The organism is Psychrobacter sp. NG254 (genome assembly GCF_015277735.1).
Taxonomy (GTDB): Bacteria; Pseudomonadota; Gammaproteobacteria; order Pseudomonadales; family Moraxellaceae; genus Psychrobacter.
Window position 1 is genome coordinate 324,731 of sequence record NZ_JADHDA010000002.1, and the last position, 16,108, is coordinate 340,838.

Below are 16,108 nucleotides of genomic sequence, written 5' to 3' on the forward strand. Positions count from 1 at the left end.
CAACGTATCAATCAACGCTTCAAGTAGCGTTAACCATTCATACCTACTAGTATTTTCCTATTGATAAACTCCTTATCATCAAAAAGCTTCTTATCAATAAATGCCTAATAGCGCAAGCCATATCGTTGCCTGCGCGTGTCGTTGTCAACACTCAGCATCAGTGCTAATATCAAGCTCTCACAAATGGCTTGGTTAACGTATTGTAGTCAATCCACTATAAAAGAGTGATAGCGTCTATCTCACTTGAGTCATGACTGATACCTTTGTATTCGGTCGCATTCTCACTCTTTTACATAGACGCAAATCTTTTTCGTTAGCCTTATATTCTGTGTCCTTCAACCATCAATGATATCTGACAATATGGGTATTCCTATTATCTGCATGTTCAGACATCATGATATGAGATGTGAAGAGCCATTAATTATCTACCCATACACTAGGAGTGTTCAATGCCTGCATTACGTCAAGATATCGATCCAAACGGCTTATTAGAGTATTCAGTGGTTTACACCGATCGCGCGCTGAACCATATGTCAAAAGCCTTTCAGCAAGTGATGAACGATCTATCTAGTGACCTAAAATCTGTGTATAACGCGGACGCAGTGGTGATCGTTCCTGGTTCTGGTACTTACGGCATGGAAGCAGTCGCTCGCCAGTTGGCAAATGATGAAGACTGCCTAATCATTCGTAATGGCTGGTTTAGCTATCGCTGGACGCAAATCTTAGAAAAAGGAAAAATTGCAAAATCGACTACCGTTTTGACAGCGCATCGTGAAGAAGGCAATGCTGAAAAGCCGTTCTCACCTGTGGACATTGACGAAGCAGTTGCGAAGATTCAAGAAGAAAAGCCAGCTGTTGTGTTTGCACCGCATGTCGAAACCTCATCGGGCATCATCTTGTCAGAGGACTATATCAAAGCCTTGAGCGAGGCTGTGCATAGCGTTGGCGGATTGTTAGTCATTGACTGTATCGCTTCAGGCTGCGTATGGTTAAATATGAAAGCATTGGGTATTGATGTACTGATTAGCGCACCGCAAAAAGGTTGGAGCAGTACACCGAGCGCTGGTTTGGTCATGCTAAGCGATGCGGCTGTCACAAAAGTAGACAGCACTGAGTCAGATAGCTTTAGTATCGATCTAAAGCAGTGGCTAAACATTATGCGTGCCTACGAGAACGGCGGTCATGCCTATCATGCAACGATGCCGACAGACAGTTTGCGTCAATTCCGTGATGCTGTTAATGAAGCCAAAGCAATTGGTTTTGATAAGTTGTGTGAGGCGCAGTGGACACTTGGCAAGCGTATTCGTGAAGTATTAGAAGCTAAAGGCGTCGAGAGCGTCGCTGCTGAAGGCTTTAAAGCACCGGGTGTTGTCGTGTCTTATACCGATCGTGATGACATGCATAGAGGTAGTGCCTTCGCTGAAATCGGGGTGCAAATCGCTGCTGGCGTACCATTAAAAGTAGGCGAGCCTGATAATTTTAAAACTTTCCGTTTAGGTTTATTTGGTTTGGATAAATTAACCGATATCGATGGTACCGTAGCGCGTTTTGAAGCGGCACTTGATAAAGTGCTGAGCCAGTAGTTATAGGCATTAAGAGGGCTGATAAAGATATTAATAGGATAGCTTGTTAAGCCTTTTTTAAAGCCTTTACAGTATAGTCCTAACAGTATTTAAAAAATACTGAACCCAGCATAATGCTAATGGTTCAGTATTTTTTTACCTTTTTATTATATTTTATAATATAATGTTTTTTTATAAATTAATATTTAAGCACGTATTTAATAAACCTAATTGGGTAGTCCGTTATGAGCATACAAATAGACTGGCAAGCATTTACGCCGATCTCCTTAGTAGGTGGTTTGATGTTGGGGGTAGCGACGGTTGTTTTGCTGTTGGGTATCGGTCGTATCGCAGGTATCAGTGGTATTTTTTCCAGCTTGCTAAAACCCAAGCGTGTCGAGATGTGGCAGGTGCTATTCATATTGGGCTTGGTCATCTCACCGCTACTATATCAGTTGGCAAGACCGCTACCTGAGGTAGCTATCAGTACCTCTCTGCCATTATTAATTGGTGCAGGGTTATTGGTCGGCTTTGGCACGCGTTTAGGTTCAGGATGCACGAGTGGACATGGTATCTGTGGTAATGCGCGTCTGTCTCCACGGTCATTGGCAGCGACTGTCACCTTTATGCTGTTTGGAATTGTGACCGTTTATGTCGGCCGTCATGTACTAGGCCTGCTATAGCTAATTCATGGCATATGGCCAGATGAATGCTAATAATTTGGCTCACGCGTGAACGATATATGATTAATAAAAGATAATAATAGCGAGATACGACGATGCTAAAAAATATAATCGGATTGCTGGCAGGACTGCTGTTTGGACTTGGACTACTGGTGTCAGGTATGACCGATCCTGTAAAGGTACAAGGGTTTTTGGATGTATTTGGCGCATGGGATATCTCCCTTGCTCTTGTGATGGGTGGTGGCCTGATAATGGCGTTTTTTGGTGTACGATTGGCAAAGCGTCAACAAAGTAGCTGGATTGGTACACCGATTGATATGCCAAGCAAAACTGTCATTAATAAAAAGTTGCTGATTGGTGCGATGTTGTTCGGTATCGGCTGGGGGCTGGTTGGTATTTGCCCAGGGCCAGGAATCGTCTTGCTCGGTACGGGGCAGTGGCAAGCGTATGTATTTATTCCAGCGATGATAATAGGAATGTTAGTCTATCAGTGGCTTGAGCCTAAGCTTGGTTGATATAGTTAGTTCTCCATAAATATAGTCAGAGAACTACTAAACGGCTACGGCGTTACCCTCCCTAGACGTACTATTTGTACAATATGCAGTCGGCTGCCTTGTACCCGTTTTAGACTTCTTTGACTATAGGCGAGCGCCCAAAAAAAGGTCAGCTATATATAGCTGACCTTTTTGATGAGTATTAATTGATGACATGACTTAATAAATAGCCGTTTTATTTAGCACTGGCCGTTACTTTTGGCGTTTCGTGTGCCAATGACTTTGCTGCTTGGCGTAGCTCAAATTTTTGCACTTTACCTGTACTGGTCTTGGGTATTTCTGCAAAGACAATGTATTTGGGCACTTTGAAGCCTGCTAAGTGTTGCTTACAGTGCACCATCACAGTATCGCGCTGTAAGGTATTGCCTTCATGGATTTCGATAAAGGCAACGGGCACTTCGCCCCATTTATCATGAGGCGCAGCGACGACTGCACAGCTCAGAATTTCAGGCAGTTTGTACAAGACGTTTTCAACCTCGATACTAGAGATATTCTCACCGCCTGAGATGATGATGTCTTTTAGTCTGTCCATGATTTTGATGTAGCCATCAGGATATTTGACGCCCAAATCTCCCGTGCGGAACCAACCATCAGCGAATGCTTCGTCAGTCGCTTGGCGGCTTTTTAGATAGCCTTTCATTACCATATTGCCACGTAGCGCCAGCTCGCCCATTTCCTGACCATCGGCAGCAACGGGTTCAGTCGTACCTTGCTTAAATACATTGAACCCTGCCATCAAATGTGACGTCACACCTTGGCGCGATTTCTTTTGAGCGCGTGTCGCCACATCGATTTCATTCCATTCTTCCTGCTCAGCACAAACTGTCACCGGTCCGTATACTTCGGTAAGACCATATACGTGAGAGATATGAAATCCCATTGCTTCCATCGCTGCTAGCATGGTTTCAGACGGCGGTGCACCAGCGACCCAGCCTTTGACCGTATGGGTGATGGCTTCTTTATACTCAGGTTTGCCGCCAGCAATCATATTGTGTACGACAGGCGCTGCACAGTAATGGGTGACCTGATGCTTGGCAATCAGCTGTAGTATTAAATCGGCATCAATATTACGCAAGCAAACATTGACCCCCGCACGCTCGGCGATGGTCCACGGAAAGCACCAGCCATTGCAGTGAAACAGCGGCAGCGTCCATAGGTACATCGGATGCTTTGGCATATCCCAATCCAAAATATTAGAGATTGCATTGAGCGTAGCGCCGCGGTGATGGTAGACCACGCCTTTGGGCTTGCCTGTCGTGCCAGAAGTATAATTGAGTGCAATCGCATCCCACTCATCTGTCGGCATCTCCCAATTATCCAAGCTGTCTGAGCTGGCAACCAAATCCTCATAGCTCATCTGCCCAAAGCGCTCGACATCGACAGCTTTGTCGGTCGAGTGAATGACGAGTAAGTGAGGAAAGGTCTCATTAATGATATCGGCATAGTCAGCAAACTCGCTGTCTAAGATGAGAACCTTTGCCTCTGAGTGCTGCAAACAAAACGTCAGTGCATTGATATCGAGACGGGTATTCAACGTACAGAGCACGCCGCCTGACATCGGAATGCCAAAGGCGCATTCGACCATCGCTGGCGTGTTCGGTAGCATGACCGCGACCGTGTCGTTTTTATCCACACCTAGTTTACGCAGACCATCAGCCAGTTGTCGGCAGCGATCATAGGTCTGTTGCCACGTCTGAGTGAGATTGTTGTGTGCTAGGTCGTCATAAATGATAGCAGTCTTGTTGGGATATACTTGAGCGCTGCGAATGATAAAGTCAATAGGGGTCAGCGGTTGATGGTTGGCGGCATTTTTGCCAAGACCCGTGTGGAAGTCTGTCATGGTGATAATCCTTTATCGTATTTCTAATATTTGGTAGCACTATTATATAGAACCGCGATTTCACAGCATCATTCGACACTATAATTTAGCACAGAAATTATTTGGGTGAGTCGATATTTATCGATTAAAATATATCATCGTAATACAATGTTTATAAGCATACCTATCGTATTATGACGAATAAGTAGTCGTTTATTATAGGCAGCCATTTATTATAAACAGGCCGCCTACGATACTGGCCTGATTTTTGGTGATGGTTTAATGTCGGTTTAATAATACGCCATTCTTTAGTCTAATAGACCGCGCCATTTATTATTGCAATCAATATAGTGCTCACTCATCAGTCGCTTGTCTGCATAGCTGACAATAATCGCGGTGTGTTACGATACCAGTAACGCTAAATCTCATAGCACAACGGTTCTTCAGAAATAGTCCAAAAAACCATTCATAAGGAAAATGATATGTCCGCCAGCCGCTCTGACAATACAATTGACACTGCCAGCACCAATGAATACTATCCGCATTTATTTGAGCCACTAGACTTAGGTTTTACGACGCTAAAAAACCGTATGGTCATGGGCTCTATGCACACAGGTCTTGAAGACCGTTTTTATAATTATGGCAAGCTGGCGGCTTATTTTGAAGAGCGTGCCAAAGGTGGCGTGGCGATGATGATCACAGGTGGTATCTCGCCCAATCGTGAAGGCTGGTTGCTGCCTGCTGGCGGGACGATGAATACCAAGGCCGACGTCATCAATCATCAGCGTGTCACTCGTGCCGCGCACAAGCACGACAGCAAAATTATCATGCAGATATTGCACAGTGGTCGTTATGGCTACCATCCTTTTGCTGTGTCCTCTAGCCCAATCAAATCCCCAATCTCACCGTTCAAACCGCGTAAGATGAGTATTAAGAATATTGAGCAGACGGTCAAAGACTATGCACGCTCAGCCAAACTTGCCAAGCAGGCAGGCTATGATGGTGTTGAAATCATGGGTTCTGAGGGCTATTTGCTCAACCAGTTTTTATCAAGTCACGTCAATAAGCGTAAAGACATTTATGGCGGTGATATTCATGGTCGTATGAAGTTTGCCGTGGATGTGGTGAGAGCGGTTCGCGAAGCTGTGGGCGCAGACTTTATTATCTTATTCCGCCTGTCAGTAATTGATTTGGTCAAAGACGGTAACGTTATGGATGAAGTCATCACTGTCGCAAAAGCGCTAGAAGAAGCGGGCGTGACCATCATGAATACGGGCATCGGCTGGCATGAAGCGCGTGTGCCGACTATCGTAACCAGTGTGCCACGAGCAGCTTTCGTTGATTTCACTGCTGAGATCAAAAAGCACATCAGTATCCCAATGATGGCCGCCAACCGTATCAACATGCCAGAGACAGCAGAAGAGATCGTTGCCAATGGTCAAGCTGACATGATTCAGATGGCGCGTCCATTCTTGGCTGATGCACACTGGGTCAATAAAGCCAAAAACGGTCAGACAGATCGTATCAATACCTGTATTGCTTGTAACCAAGCGTGCCTAGATCATACTTTTGAAAACAAACGCTCAACTTGTTTGGTCAATCCACAAGCCTGCTATGAGACTGAACTGGTCTACAAAAAAGCGAAAAAAGCGAAAAAAGTCGCCGTCATCGGTGGCGGTGTCGCTGGTATGTCAGCTGCTCATGTGGCGGCGTTACGTGGTCATAAGGTGACCTTGTTTGAAGCCAAGGACGTGCTAGGTGGTCAGTTTAACTATGCCAAAGTCATCCCAGGTAAAGAAGAATTTTTTGAGACTGTTCGCTACTATATCAATGAGCTTGAGCACTTAGGCGTTGAGATCAAATTGAATACTAAAGTTGATAAGGACATGCTGGAAAAAGCCAAGTTCCACCATGTCATCGTCGCAACAGGCGTCGTACCTAGAAGCTTAGAAGGTAAGCTTGAAGGTGCTGATCTACCACAAGTGATCAGCTATGCTGAACTGCTCTCTGGCGAAAAAGCAGTAGGCAACACAGTAGCAGTCATTGGTGCAGGTGGTATTGGCTTTGATGTCAGTGAGTATCTAACGGCCAATCATGGTCAGTCGCTTGATGAGATCGGCCCTGATGGACTAAAAGACCCAAGCTATCGTCCTGAGCCACAGTCTATTAGCGAATGGCGCGAAGAATGGGGCGTGACCAATGATACCGACTATCAAAGTGATGGTGGTCTGGTCAGACCGCACGCGATCAAGCCAATCCGCCAAGTCTATCTCATGCAGCGTAGCAAAGGCCGCCTAGGTAGTGGTCTAAACAAAACCTCAGGCTGGGTACATCGCGCGCATATCAAATCTCACGGCGTCATCCAAGTGGCTGGCGTGCAGTATGACAAAATCACTAACGAAGGCATCTGGGTAACTAATGCACAAGGTCAAAGCCAGCTGTTACGTGTCGATAGCGTCGTTGTTTGTGCCGGTCAAGAGTCTGTGGTCGAGCTGATGCCAAATGTTGGTGATGCGCCAGACGCGCAATATCATCTAATCGGTGGCGCTAAGCTCGCAGCTGAATTAGATGCCAAACGTGCGATTCGTGATGGTGCTGAGGTTGCAGCAGCGATTTAAGGTTTTAAGTTAAATATCAAAGCGGCGAGATTGATTATCTTGCCGTTTTTTTTGTTTAGAATATAGGGTCTGTTGAACATTCAAATGTGGTGCTGGCAGTTACTATTTTTTAGACAATATGCAGTGAAGTTTTTGAAGCCTAGTCATTCTAGGTTAAACAATTTCGCCATATATTGGCAAAAAATAGTACTGCCCTGAAAGGCTGATGCTAAAATCACCCCAAACGTTGTTGCAAGCCTAGCTAAGGTCTCGACATTATCGTCGGTTTGCGCCTAGTTTGGTGCAATTTTAGCAATCAGCAGCCCTAATATTTGAATGTTCAACAGACCCTAAAATTAGCACAAGATTGTTATTTCGCTTGAGATAAAATCTAGCCTATCATTGCTTCGAATCTTGAAAACCTAACGCCCCTCACGCTCTAATATAATGCTGTCAAAATACCCTCGCATACCACAATGCAGTTCTCTGTATTGATTATCAATGTCTCTTAATAACAATTGAGTCCTACCTTTATAAGGTGCTGGATATAAACGCAGCTCAACAGATTTATCTGGCTGATCATCGTTGATGACCCAATGATTTTCTGACCATATGGCTTTACTCTCTCCCAAGTCGCAGGTATGAGCATTGGTAAAAATCAAAACCCCCTCTATAATGGAAAGATAAGGCTTATTAGCGACACTATGAATCGATACCGTGTTTGTTGTCTCTCCTGAATCCTCCCAACGCTGAGTGTCTGAATTGTATAGTGAGATTTGAGATTTTTGAGAAAACTCACCAAATGCATTTTTTCTCGGTAAATCAGAAGGACGTAACTCATCTGAAAAATCCCAAGCCACACCGTAATTGGCTTGCTCTTCGATATATTCTTTATACTCACGTATCAGACATTCTTCAATTTTACAGGTATCACGCTGAAACGTAAGCCATGTGCGTTGATTGGCAATGAACCTACTTTTGAAAGCTTGGCTGTCTTCATAGTCAGAAGAAGTGGCAAGATTACTTTTATACTTTTTTGCCATGGTATCATCAAGTTTAGAAAGCTCAGGACTGTCGCAAACGGTTTTTTCTACCCAGCTAGCCGCCTTGTTGCAATCAAAACTTGCTGCATTGGCATAAGTGGAGAGTAGACAAGCGCCTAAAATACTGATGGTAGTGATGCATAACTTTTTCATATTATCCTCATTTTTTAAAGCTTGATTGTATTTTAGGAAAGCTATAACTGCGATATATGTGTCATCACCACTTTCTGCAAAAAACGAATCAGTCCATCGATCCTAGCCCAGCTAGCTAGCCTCACTCATTTACCAACTGCCAATATTTTCCATCGAAATCCAAGGCTCAATAGGCTCTAAGTCTTCGCCACTTTGTAGCAGCTCAATCGAGATATTGTTAGGGTCTTTAACAAAAGCCATATGACCATCTCTAGGTGGTCTTAATATCTCGATCCCTGCCTGTATAAAGGTGTCACACTGCGCGTATATGTTGTCGACTCTAAAGGCAAAATGCCCAAAATTATCGCCATTGGAATACTCTTTTTCGTCCCAGTTGTGCGTTACCTCAATCTCTGGTGCACCCTCATGCGTTGCTAAAAAATATAAGCTGAATCTGCCAGATTCAGAGTCTCTCTTTCTTAGCAGTTGTAAGCCCATAAGATCACAATAGAAAGATAACGTTTCTTCTAATTTGTTGGTTCTAATCATTGCATGTAAGTACTTCATAAAAATACCTTAATATTTTTTTATAAAAAATGGAGTAATGGTAGGGTGCTTGTCATGCATCATTAATATAGTCGAACCACTCTTAAAGTGTTACGGCGTTAGACTCGCTTAGCCTACTACTGTCGTACTTGCGCTCGTCTGCCTTGTATCATTTTTAACATTGATTGACTATCGGTAAAATCTCAAATATTGTCAGTCATCTATTACAATGTTATTTGTTTCCTAGTGCTAAAAATACAAGTAGTGCTAAAGGAATCAAACCAATCCCATAAAAAAGAATTAATAATACAGATATTACGTATAAAAATATTAATTGTCCTTTGGTTAAACTGTTATACCAATTCTTCATAATTAGACCTTTAATTAAATATGCTATATAAGTGACCAGTACGGTATTTTTTACTGAATAATTTTTATTATATATTATTAGAATATTGCTTACAGATTATAAATGAGATACAAGAAATAAGAGCTGCATGTGGAAATGTCTATTGATTCTTCAGCCAAACATATTCCAAAATCTCTTATCAATATTATGTTAATTCGTATTCAGAATATTTAACTATCACGCCATATAAAAAGGATTTTACGATGGCTGTATTAAGAATATTATTTAAATGGATAGTGCTGCCTATCATAGGGCTGTTAGTGGTTATTAGCCTCGGCTTGGTTGTGACAGGCAATGCCTATATCTTTCGCGGGTTACAGCTCACTTATTTTAAAGGTGAGGCTACTGCCAATATCGATGATTATGTTGATTTTGATAATCGGACGATTCGTGCCAAAGATCCTATCAAATGGGACAAAGATCCCAACTTCGAGCAAGTTGAACTCACACCTACCTTACAAAGTGCCTTGGACACCGACCAAACGGTTGCTTTTGCTATTATTAAAAACGGCAAGCTACTATACGAAAATTACTGGCAGGGCTACAGTAGCGATTCACATACCAATAGCTTTTCTATGGCAAAAACCGTCACGACTATGCTATATCTTAAAGCGGTAGAAGACGGCTATATCGACAGCATTGATGAGCCAATTACTACTTGGCTGCCAGAATACGCAGAAAATCAATACGCACAGAACTGCACGCTTGCAGATTTATCAGCGATGACGTCAGGCTACGATTGGACCGAGGATTATTACTTTCCTATCAATCCTACAGCAGAGTCCTACTATGGCCATGACTTGGTCAAGCAAATGGTCAATCGCGATTTTAAAGAGGCGTGCGGTGGCCAATTTGAGTACTCATCAGGCGATACACAGATGCTTGGCATTGCACTGTCGCGAGCGCTAGAGCCACATGGCTATACTATTTCTAGCTATTTAGAAGAAAAATTCTGGCAGCCACTAGGGATGGAGGGTGATGCTCACTGGTCACTTGATGGTTCAAAAAATATTGAAAAGGTTTATTGCTGCTTAAATGCCAGTGCGCTGGACTTTGCAAAATTTGGACAATTGCTATTGAATGGCGGCGAGTGGCAAGGCGAGCAGCTACTGAGTAAAGCGCATGTGGAATGGATGGTTACGCCAAATGCAGCCGCGTTCACAGAAGGTCAGGCGCAGGTATATGGTCATTCGGTATGGACAGTCCGATTCCTTTTTATGCCATGCTTGGTCACTTAGGGCAGCGAGTATTGGTATTACCCGAAGAGAATGCGATCATCGTCAGATTAGGCAAGCAAAAAGGCTTACCTACTCCGGTAGAAGGCTTCCATTTAGAGCCAGATTTGGGGCAATATGTCACTGAAGTAAAAACTATTTTAGATAATTTACCTGCTCGAACTACATTGCCCAAGACAGATTGAGCGTGTTGTTAAAGGGATGAATAGGATAACTCTATAAGATAGCTATCTTACAGAGTCATAGCCAATCCTCTATAAATTGGATACGGTGTCAGTCTCGCTTAGCCTACTACTTGTAGTACTTTCACTCAACTTCCTTGTATCCAAGTTATATTGAACCGACTATACCCTTTATTTTTGGATGCATATCTTACTTAGCAATCACTCAAAAGCACTGATTTATACATCAACCTTCCATCTCGCCAACCAACCAATCTTTAAAATCATTTACTTGCGCTGCCAATTCAGGTTGCGCTTTTGCTAAGTGATCAAGATTATCTTGAATCTTGCTCTTATTGTATTTAACACCCGTCAATGTCTCTTTGAGTAGGTCAATCAGCTCAACATTTAGCGCGTCAGAAAAGATGACAACCTCTGCAATTGTGGCTTGCTTCACATCCATATGTACATCCATCATGCCCCAATCAAAGCGCGTCTCGATATGATGAGTGAACTCAGGCGTCTTGCCAAAACGCCAATCCCAATCCGCCATCTGCTGATAATAGGTGTTTAGCGTCGGCTGCTTGGCAAGGCTAGCTTCATCCAGCTGCTCAACTGCCGCAATCTCTCCATAGTAGTCACAAAATGCCTCGATAATCGCATCAGATAACGTCTCATGTTTGATGGCATCATTGAACTCTACCAAATTTGCCACGCGTGCGCGCACCGACTTAATGCCTTTTGCTTTGAGTTTTAATGGATGCGGGTTTAGGTAGTCGCCAAGTTTTTGCATATTGGCATTGACCAGTAATGTGCCGTGATGAAAGCTGCGATCGGCAGCATGTTTAAAGGCGCTGCCTGATATTTTTCGGTCGCCCACTTGCATGTCATTACGACCAGATAGGGTGGCGTCTATGCCCAATTTTTTCAGCGCATTGATGATGATGGTAAAGTTGGCCGTCTGGTCGTAAGCGTGCTTTGGGGACAGAAAAGTAAAATTGGTATTGCCCAAATCATGAAACACCGCGCCACCGCCACTCTGACGCCGCGCCAAAAACACATCGTCGGCCTCCATCTTATCCGTCTTGCACTCTACCCATGGGTTTTGTGAGCGCCCAATGACCACGGTCTCAGAGTTACGCCATAAGAATAGGGTATGCGTGTCTGGTGCTGCTTGCTCTGTTCCTTCTTGTTCTGTCCCTAGCGCTTGAAATATCCAGTCCTCAGTCGCAAGGTTAAACCAAGGGTTGGTCACGGCAGATTTTAAGATGCGCAGTTTCATTACTGATCCTTTTTTAGAATAGTTTTTATAGATTGAGCGTTATAAATAGATACAGACATTCTTACCGATGCGGAGCTGGAATTCAATGGCTGTCTAGTAGGGAGGGGATTTTTATGCTTGGAATAAGTTGAGCGTATTTTCAAAAACTAAGGTGTAAAGCTTAACAAGCTGATAAAGTAGTTAGAAGTTAAATTTTTTCTATTAACGTTGGTTTTTTTGAGGTCATATTCATGCAAATAGAATGGGTGAATTGGATATCTGTGTTTATGGCGTTGATAGCGACGGCGTCGACTATTATTACTTATGCTGTCTATCGCTCATCAACTGATCCAGAAGTTATCGTTTATGCTGATACAGATAAAAAACGTCCTTCAATTATAATTCTAATTATTGAGAATATAGGTAAAGGCCCAGCAGAGAATATCAGTTTTAAAACATCAAGAAGCTTACCTGAGAAAGCATTTAGTATAGAAGAACCTCGAAATATGCCAAACACGATGTCAACTGGACCTATTATAAATGGGATACCTTTTTTAGCTCCTAATCAGAAAATAATTCTTACTTGGGGGCAATATGGAGGATTAAAAAAATATATCGGTGGAAACAGCATTGTGGTAACAGCTCAGTATGGAAGAGCTAATGCGAAGTTCTGGTTTAACCAACTGTCTAGCTCGTCCAAGCTTTCCGTTGAAGCCTTTTATCAAACAGATATTTCTGACTTGAATTGGGATAGAAAAATCTCAGAAACTCTAATAAAGACTAATGAGCAATTACAAAATATTGATAAGGCTATCAAAAAATTAGGTTCAGAAGAGATTTGAATTTCATTTATAAATGTCAGATATCTTGCATAAGTAATTGTTAGCCTTCAAAACTACTGTTCAGCACAGATTTCCCATTTTGACTTTTTACTGACATAACAGGTTAGTATCTCTTTACCAGACTGCGCGTAGGCCTCACTGACGATGCGCTGATTGGTCGGCAGACGGTATCTGATAATCGCTGGCTCATCATTGACGGTGGTCGTCCATCCTGTCACATCGCCACTATCATTATAGTTTGCACTGTTAGAGGTGGCCATTTTACCAAACCCTGGCAGGGTGTAAGAAGCCTGTCTAAACGCATAGCTCATTGACGCCCCCTCAACCACATCGTACTGACAGTTTAGCTTTTTCTGCAGTTTATCTTGCTTATAAATGTAGCAAACGGTCGAATCTGAGTATTGCCCAACCCCGCAAAATCCTGCCGTCGCCACTGACATACTACCGATGAATAACGCTATCCTTTTCATAATGTTCCCTCAATAAATGACAAAGTTAATAGTTGATAAGTAAATCCGTCAGAAGTGGATATTTGCCGTGTATACTTTTGCACCACCAGCAATAAAACATCAGACTCACAAACTATAATTATTTAGTAAACAAAAATCAACTAATGGCGTTATAAATATTATTATAAGTAAAAACATAGATATCACCGATAAGAGCCTGCTTAGTCATAGATATTATTGAATTAGACTGCCACCGCACCTTATTATAAGAAGCGCTCAACATAAAAGTATTGCTTTGCATAATACGTATTGGTAAACAATAAACGGTCAGAAATCTTATAAAACACTCCCCATCGCACCATTTAAAAGTTATCATCGTAAGATTTTATAAATTGATAATTTTTGACTAACCAGATGCTTATGACCGATACGAGTTGGCAGGTTTAGTCGATACGCTTAATAGGATTGCTCAATGACCAACCGTGACCTCATCATCTTTGTGACGCTCTCTTTTATGTGGTCACTCTCTTTTGTGTTTTATCGCATTGGCGTGCCTGAGTTTGGCTCATTGGCGTTTGCCAGTTTGCGCGTGATATTCGCCGGACTGGTTATGTTGGTCTTTGTATTACTAAATAAGAAAAACAGAGTCGGTATTAAGGAGCACTGGAAAATGCTCGCGCTCGTTGGCTTATTTTCCGCAGCGCTACCCTTTGTGTTGTTCTCATTTTCTGCGCAATCGGTGAATGCAGGTGTGCTAGCTGTGTTAAACGCTTCTGTACCAATGATGAGTGGTTTTATCGCCCGTGTGTTTTTTAAAGATAGATTGTCAAAAAAACAAGCGCTTGGGTTGGTCATCGGTGTGGTCGGAGTGATTATATTAATGAGTGAGAGCTTGTTTGGTGGCGGCGAGCAGGGCAAAGGCTTGGTCGAGGGATTGTTACCGATGGGCTATGCGCTACTGGCCTGTGTCGGCTATGCCGTCGGTGCTAATATCACCAAAAACTACCTATACGATGTCTCGCCGGTCGCTATCACAGCAGGATCGCTCATCATTGGTAGCATCATCATGCTGCCAGTGGCCTACAATGAGTTTCCTTATGGTCAAGAAATCAGCATAAAAGCATGGGTATCAGTGATTTGTATTGGGGTCTTTTCGACCGCCATTGCGCTTATTTTTATGAATCAATTGATCAAAAATATTGGGCCGACGCGTGCCACTAGTATTACATTGGTGATTCCGATTTTTGCCATTATCTTGGGGTATCTGCTGCTTGGTGAAGCCCTAAATATCCAAGCCATTATCGGTTCGATGGTGATATTGTTTGGGACATATCTGTCATTAGAGTTGTCTATCAAAAAGATACTACAGTCCAAAACTGGAACTCGAGCGAAAAGTGTTTAAGCGTTGTTAAATAGTATTAGTAGTAAGGCCTCACAAAGATTTAACTATGTGAATATTGGTGTTTCTGTTTGTAAATATTGCTTGGAATAATCATATCTGCCCCCTATAAAGAACTCGGCTTATGAGTAATGTGCTTGGTAAATTAAATCAATAAAACCAAGCGCTATTGACCAATAAATACTAAACCTATCATGTAGGTTTAAAACAACAAACAAGGCTTTTTATGGCACACGATAATTTATTTGAAACCGTAGAGATGGGTACCCAAACCCTAAAGAACCGTATCATCATGGCACCGCTAACGCGTCTGCGTTCGGTTGAGCCAGGTGATGTACCAACAGCACTTGCTGGTGAATACTACTCACAGCGTGCAAGCTCGGGTCTTATTATCACTGAGGCAACACAAGTCTCGTTCCAAGCAAAAGGCTATGCCGGCGCGCCGGGCGTCCATACTCAAGATCAGAGCACTGCATGGAAAACCATTGTAGATAATGTCCATGCCAAAGGCGGTAAAATTGTCGTACAGCTGTGGCATACCGGTCTGGTTTCTCATGAGAGCGTGCAGCCTGATGGCAAAGCGCCAATTTCTGCGTCAGACGTTCATGTTGGTATCCGTACCTCATTGCGCGATAGCAACAATCAAGCCATCCGTGTTGAAGCAACGACACCGCGCCCAGCTACACTTGATGAAATCAAACAAGTCATCGCTGATTTTGCTCAAGCAACCAAAAATGCCAAAGAAGTAGGGTTTGATGGGGTAGAGATTCACGGTGCTCATGGTTATCTGTTGCATCAATTCTGGGTTGAGCAAACCAACCAGCGTGATGATGAGTACGGCGGTAGCCGCGAAAACCGTGCACGTTTGACGCTAGACGTTATCGACGCGTGCGTAGACGCTTGGGATGCCGATCATGTCGGTATTCGTATCTCACCACTGGGTACGTTTAACAATGTAGAAGCAGGTTACAACGAAGAAGAAAACATTTGGATGATCGAGCAGATCAACAAACGTGGTCTGATGTATCTACATTTGTCAGAGCCAGATTGGGCAGGTGGTACGCCTTATAGCGAAGATTTCCGTCAGCGTGTCCGTGCTGCGTTTGATAACACCATTATCGCAGCTGGTGGCTATACAGCCGAAAAAGCTGAGAAAAACGTAAAAGCAGGTTACATCGATGCTGTTGCGTTTGGTCGTGACTATATCGCCAATCCTGATCTGCCTGAACGTATCCGTGAAAATGCTGCACTGAATGAGCAACATCCAGAAAGCTTTTATGGCGGCACCTCAGAAGGTTATACCGATTATCCGTTTCTAAAGCAGGCGCAGTAATCTAGTCATCAGCTTTGATGATTGAGTAATCACTGACGTACAAAAGAAGCCACCTGACGATAGCCGTTAGGTGGTTTTTTTGT

General features: G+C 43.1%; 14 protein-coding genes. 9 read left to right on the top strand and 5 right to left on the bottom strand.

The annotated features are described in order from the left end of the window. Positions 1–449 precede the first annotated feature (449 nt). From IP510_RS04055 to IP510_RS04065, 3 genes are all read left to right on the top strand, one after another. A complete protein-coding gene (locus tag IP510_RS04055; RefSeq protein WP_194363501.1) occupies positions 450–1,583 on the top strand; it encodes an aminotransferase class V-fold PLP-dependent enzyme in 1,134 nt (377 codons plus the stop codon). A gap of 224 nt (positions 1,584–1,807) precedes the next feature. Then, positions 1,808–2,245, top strand: a complete 438-nt coding sequence (locus IP510_RS04060; RefSeq protein ID WP_194363502.1) for a YeeE/YedE family protein — start codon at positions 1,808–1,810, stop codon at positions 2,243–2,245. A 95-nt stretch (positions 2,246–2,340) separates the two neighbouring features. Beyond that, a complete protein-coding gene (locus IP510_RS04065) occupies positions 2,341–2,760 on the top strand; it encodes a DUF6691 family protein (protein ID WP_194363503.1) in 420 nt (139 codons plus the stop codon). A gap of 214 nt (positions 2,761–2,974) precedes the next feature. Here the strand turns inward: IP510_RS04065 and IP510_RS04070 are convergent, their stop codons facing one another. Continuing rightward, the gene (locus IP510_RS04070) at positions 2,975–4,639 is read right to left on the bottom strand and encodes an AMP-binding protein (RefSeq protein ID WP_194363504.1); all 1,665 of its coding nucleotides are present in this window, start codon (positions 4,637–4,639) and stop codon (positions 2,975–2,977) included. Positions 4,640–5,100: 461 nt separating this feature from the next. On the opposite strand from IP510_RS04070, the gene IP510_RS04075 reads away from it, so the two are divergent. Further along, positions 5,101–7,236, top strand: coding sequence for an NADPH-dependent 2,4-dienoyl-CoA reductase (locus IP510_RS04075; RefSeq protein ID WP_194363505.1), 2,136 nt, complete (start codon positions 5,101–5,103; stop codon positions 7,234–7,236). A 401-nt stretch (positions 7,237–7,637) separates the two neighbouring features. On the opposite strand, the gene IP510_RS04080 is transcribed toward IP510_RS04075, so the two are convergent. Next, positions 7,638–8,411 carry a lysozyme inhibitor LprI family protein gene (locus tag IP510_RS04080; protein WP_194363506.1) on the bottom strand — a complete coding sequence of 258 codons (774 nt, stop codon included), beginning with the start codon at positions 8,409–8,411 and terminating at the stop codon, positions 7,638–7,640. A 129-nt stretch (positions 8,412–8,540) separates the two neighbouring features. After that, entirely contained in the window at positions 8,541–8,957 is a 417-nt protein-coding gene (locus tag IP510_RS04085; RefSeq protein ID WP_194363507.1) for a VOC family protein, read from the bottom strand. Positions 8,958–9,548: 591 nt separating this feature from the next. Between IP510_RS04085 and IP510_RS04090 the strand changes: the two genes are divergently transcribed. Both IP510_RS04090 and IP510_RS13695 read left to right on the top strand, forming a co-directional pair. Beyond that, positions 9,549–10,583, top strand: a complete 1,035-nt coding sequence (locus IP510_RS04090) for a serine hydrolase domain-containing protein (RefSeq protein ID WP_227669461.1) — start codon at positions 9,549–9,551, stop codon at positions 10,581–10,583. Continuing rightward, a complete protein-coding gene (locus IP510_RS13695; RefSeq protein WP_227669462.1) occupies positions 10,541–10,765 on the top strand; it encodes a hypothetical protein in 225 nt (74 codons plus the stop codon). The genes IP510_RS04090 and IP510_RS13695 overlap by 43 nt, the downstream gene beginning before the upstream one ends. A 223-nt stretch (positions 10,766–10,988) precedes the next feature. Here the strand turns inward: IP510_RS13695 and IP510_RS04095 are convergent, their stop codons facing one another. Next, positions 10,989–12,023, bottom strand: a complete 1,035-nt coding sequence (locus IP510_RS04095) for a lipoate--protein ligase (protein WP_194363508.1) — start codon at positions 12,021–12,023, stop codon at positions 10,989–10,991. Positions 12,024–12,253: 230 nt separating this feature from the next. Here IP510_RS04095 and IP510_RS04100 point away from each other — a divergent pair, with 230 nt between their 5' ends. Next, a complete protein-coding gene (locus tag IP510_RS04100) occupies positions 12,254–12,844 on the top strand; it encodes a hypothetical protein (protein WP_194363509.1) in 591 nt (196 codons plus the stop codon). 53 nt (positions 12,845–12,897) lie between these two features. Here IP510_RS04100 and IP510_RS04105 read toward each other — a convergent pair whose 3' ends face one another. Next, the gene (locus tag IP510_RS04105) at positions 12,898–13,314 is read right to left on the bottom strand and encodes a hypothetical protein (protein ID WP_194363510.1); all 417 of its coding nucleotides are present in this window, start codon (positions 13,312–13,314) and stop codon (positions 12,898–12,900) included. A gap of 451 nt (positions 13,315–13,765) precedes the next feature. On the opposite strand from IP510_RS04105, the gene IP510_RS04110 reads away from it, so the two are divergent. Next, entirely contained in the window at positions 13,766–14,695 is a 930-nt protein-coding gene (locus IP510_RS04110; protein ID WP_194363511.1) for a DMT family transporter, read from the top strand. 223 nt (positions 14,696–14,918) lie between these two features. Beyond that, positions 14,919–16,025, top strand: a complete 1,107-nt coding sequence (locus tag IP510_RS04115) for an alkene reductase (protein ID WP_194363512.1) — start codon at positions 14,919–14,921, stop codon at positions 16,023–16,025. Positions 16,026–16,108 lie beyond the last annotated feature (83 nt).

What these genes read in the sequence shown, in the direction of transcription:
- IP510_RS04055 (WP_194363501.1), top strand. Translation starts at nt 450, where the DNA reads ATGCCTGCATTACGTCAAGATATCGATCCAAACGGCTTATTAGAGTAT.
- IP510_RS04060 (WP_194363502.1), top strand. Translation starts at nt 1,808, where the DNA reads ATGAGCATACAAATAGACTGGCAAGCATTTACGCCGATCTCCTTAGTA.
- IP510_RS04065 (WP_194363503.1), top strand. Translation starts at nt 2,341, where the DNA reads ATGCTAAAAAATATAATCGGATTGCTGGCAGGACTGCTGTTTGGACTT.
- IP510_RS04070 (WP_194363504.1), bottom strand. Translation starts at nt 4,639, where the DNA reads ATGACAGACTTCCACACGGGTCTTGGCAAAAATGCCGCCAACCATCAA.
- IP510_RS04075 (WP_194363505.1), top strand. Translation starts at nt 5,101, where the DNA reads ATGTCCGCCAGCCGCTCTGACAATACAATTGACACTGCCAGCACCAAT.
- IP510_RS04080 (WP_194363506.1), bottom strand. Translation starts at nt 8,411, where the DNA reads ATGAAAAAGTTATGCATCACTACCATCAGTATTTTAGGCGCTTGTCTA.
- IP510_RS04085 (WP_194363507.1), bottom strand. Translation starts at nt 8,957, where the DNA reads ATGAAGTACTTACATGCAATGATTAGAACCAACAAATTAGAAGAAACG.
- IP510_RS04090 (WP_227669461.1), top strand. Translation starts at nt 9,549, where the DNA reads ATGGCTGTATTAAGAATATTATTTAAATGGATAGTGCTGCCTATCATA.
- IP510_RS13695 (WP_227669462.1), top strand. Translation starts at nt 10,541, where the DNA reads ATGGACAGTCCGATTCCTTTTTATGCCATGCTTGGTCACTTAGGGCAG.
- IP510_RS04095 (WP_194363508.1), bottom strand. Translation starts at nt 12,023, where the DNA reads ATGAAACTGCGCATCTTAAAATCTGCCGTGACCAACCCTTGGTTTAAC.
- IP510_RS04100 (WP_194363509.1), top strand. Translation starts at nt 12,254, where the DNA reads ATGCAAATAGAATGGGTGAATTGGATATCTGTGTTTATGGCGTTGATA.
- IP510_RS04105 (WP_194363510.1), bottom strand. Translation starts at nt 13,314, where the DNA reads ATGAAAAGGATAGCGTTATTCATCGGTAGTATGTCAGTGGCGACGGCA.
- IP510_RS04110 (WP_194363511.1), top strand. Translation starts at nt 13,766, where the DNA reads ATGACCAACCGTGACCTCATCATCTTTGTGACGCTCTCTTTTATGTGG.
- IP510_RS04115 (WP_194363512.1), top strand. Translation starts at nt 14,919, where the DNA reads ATGGCACACGATAATTTATTTGAAACCGTAGAGATGGGTACCCAAACC.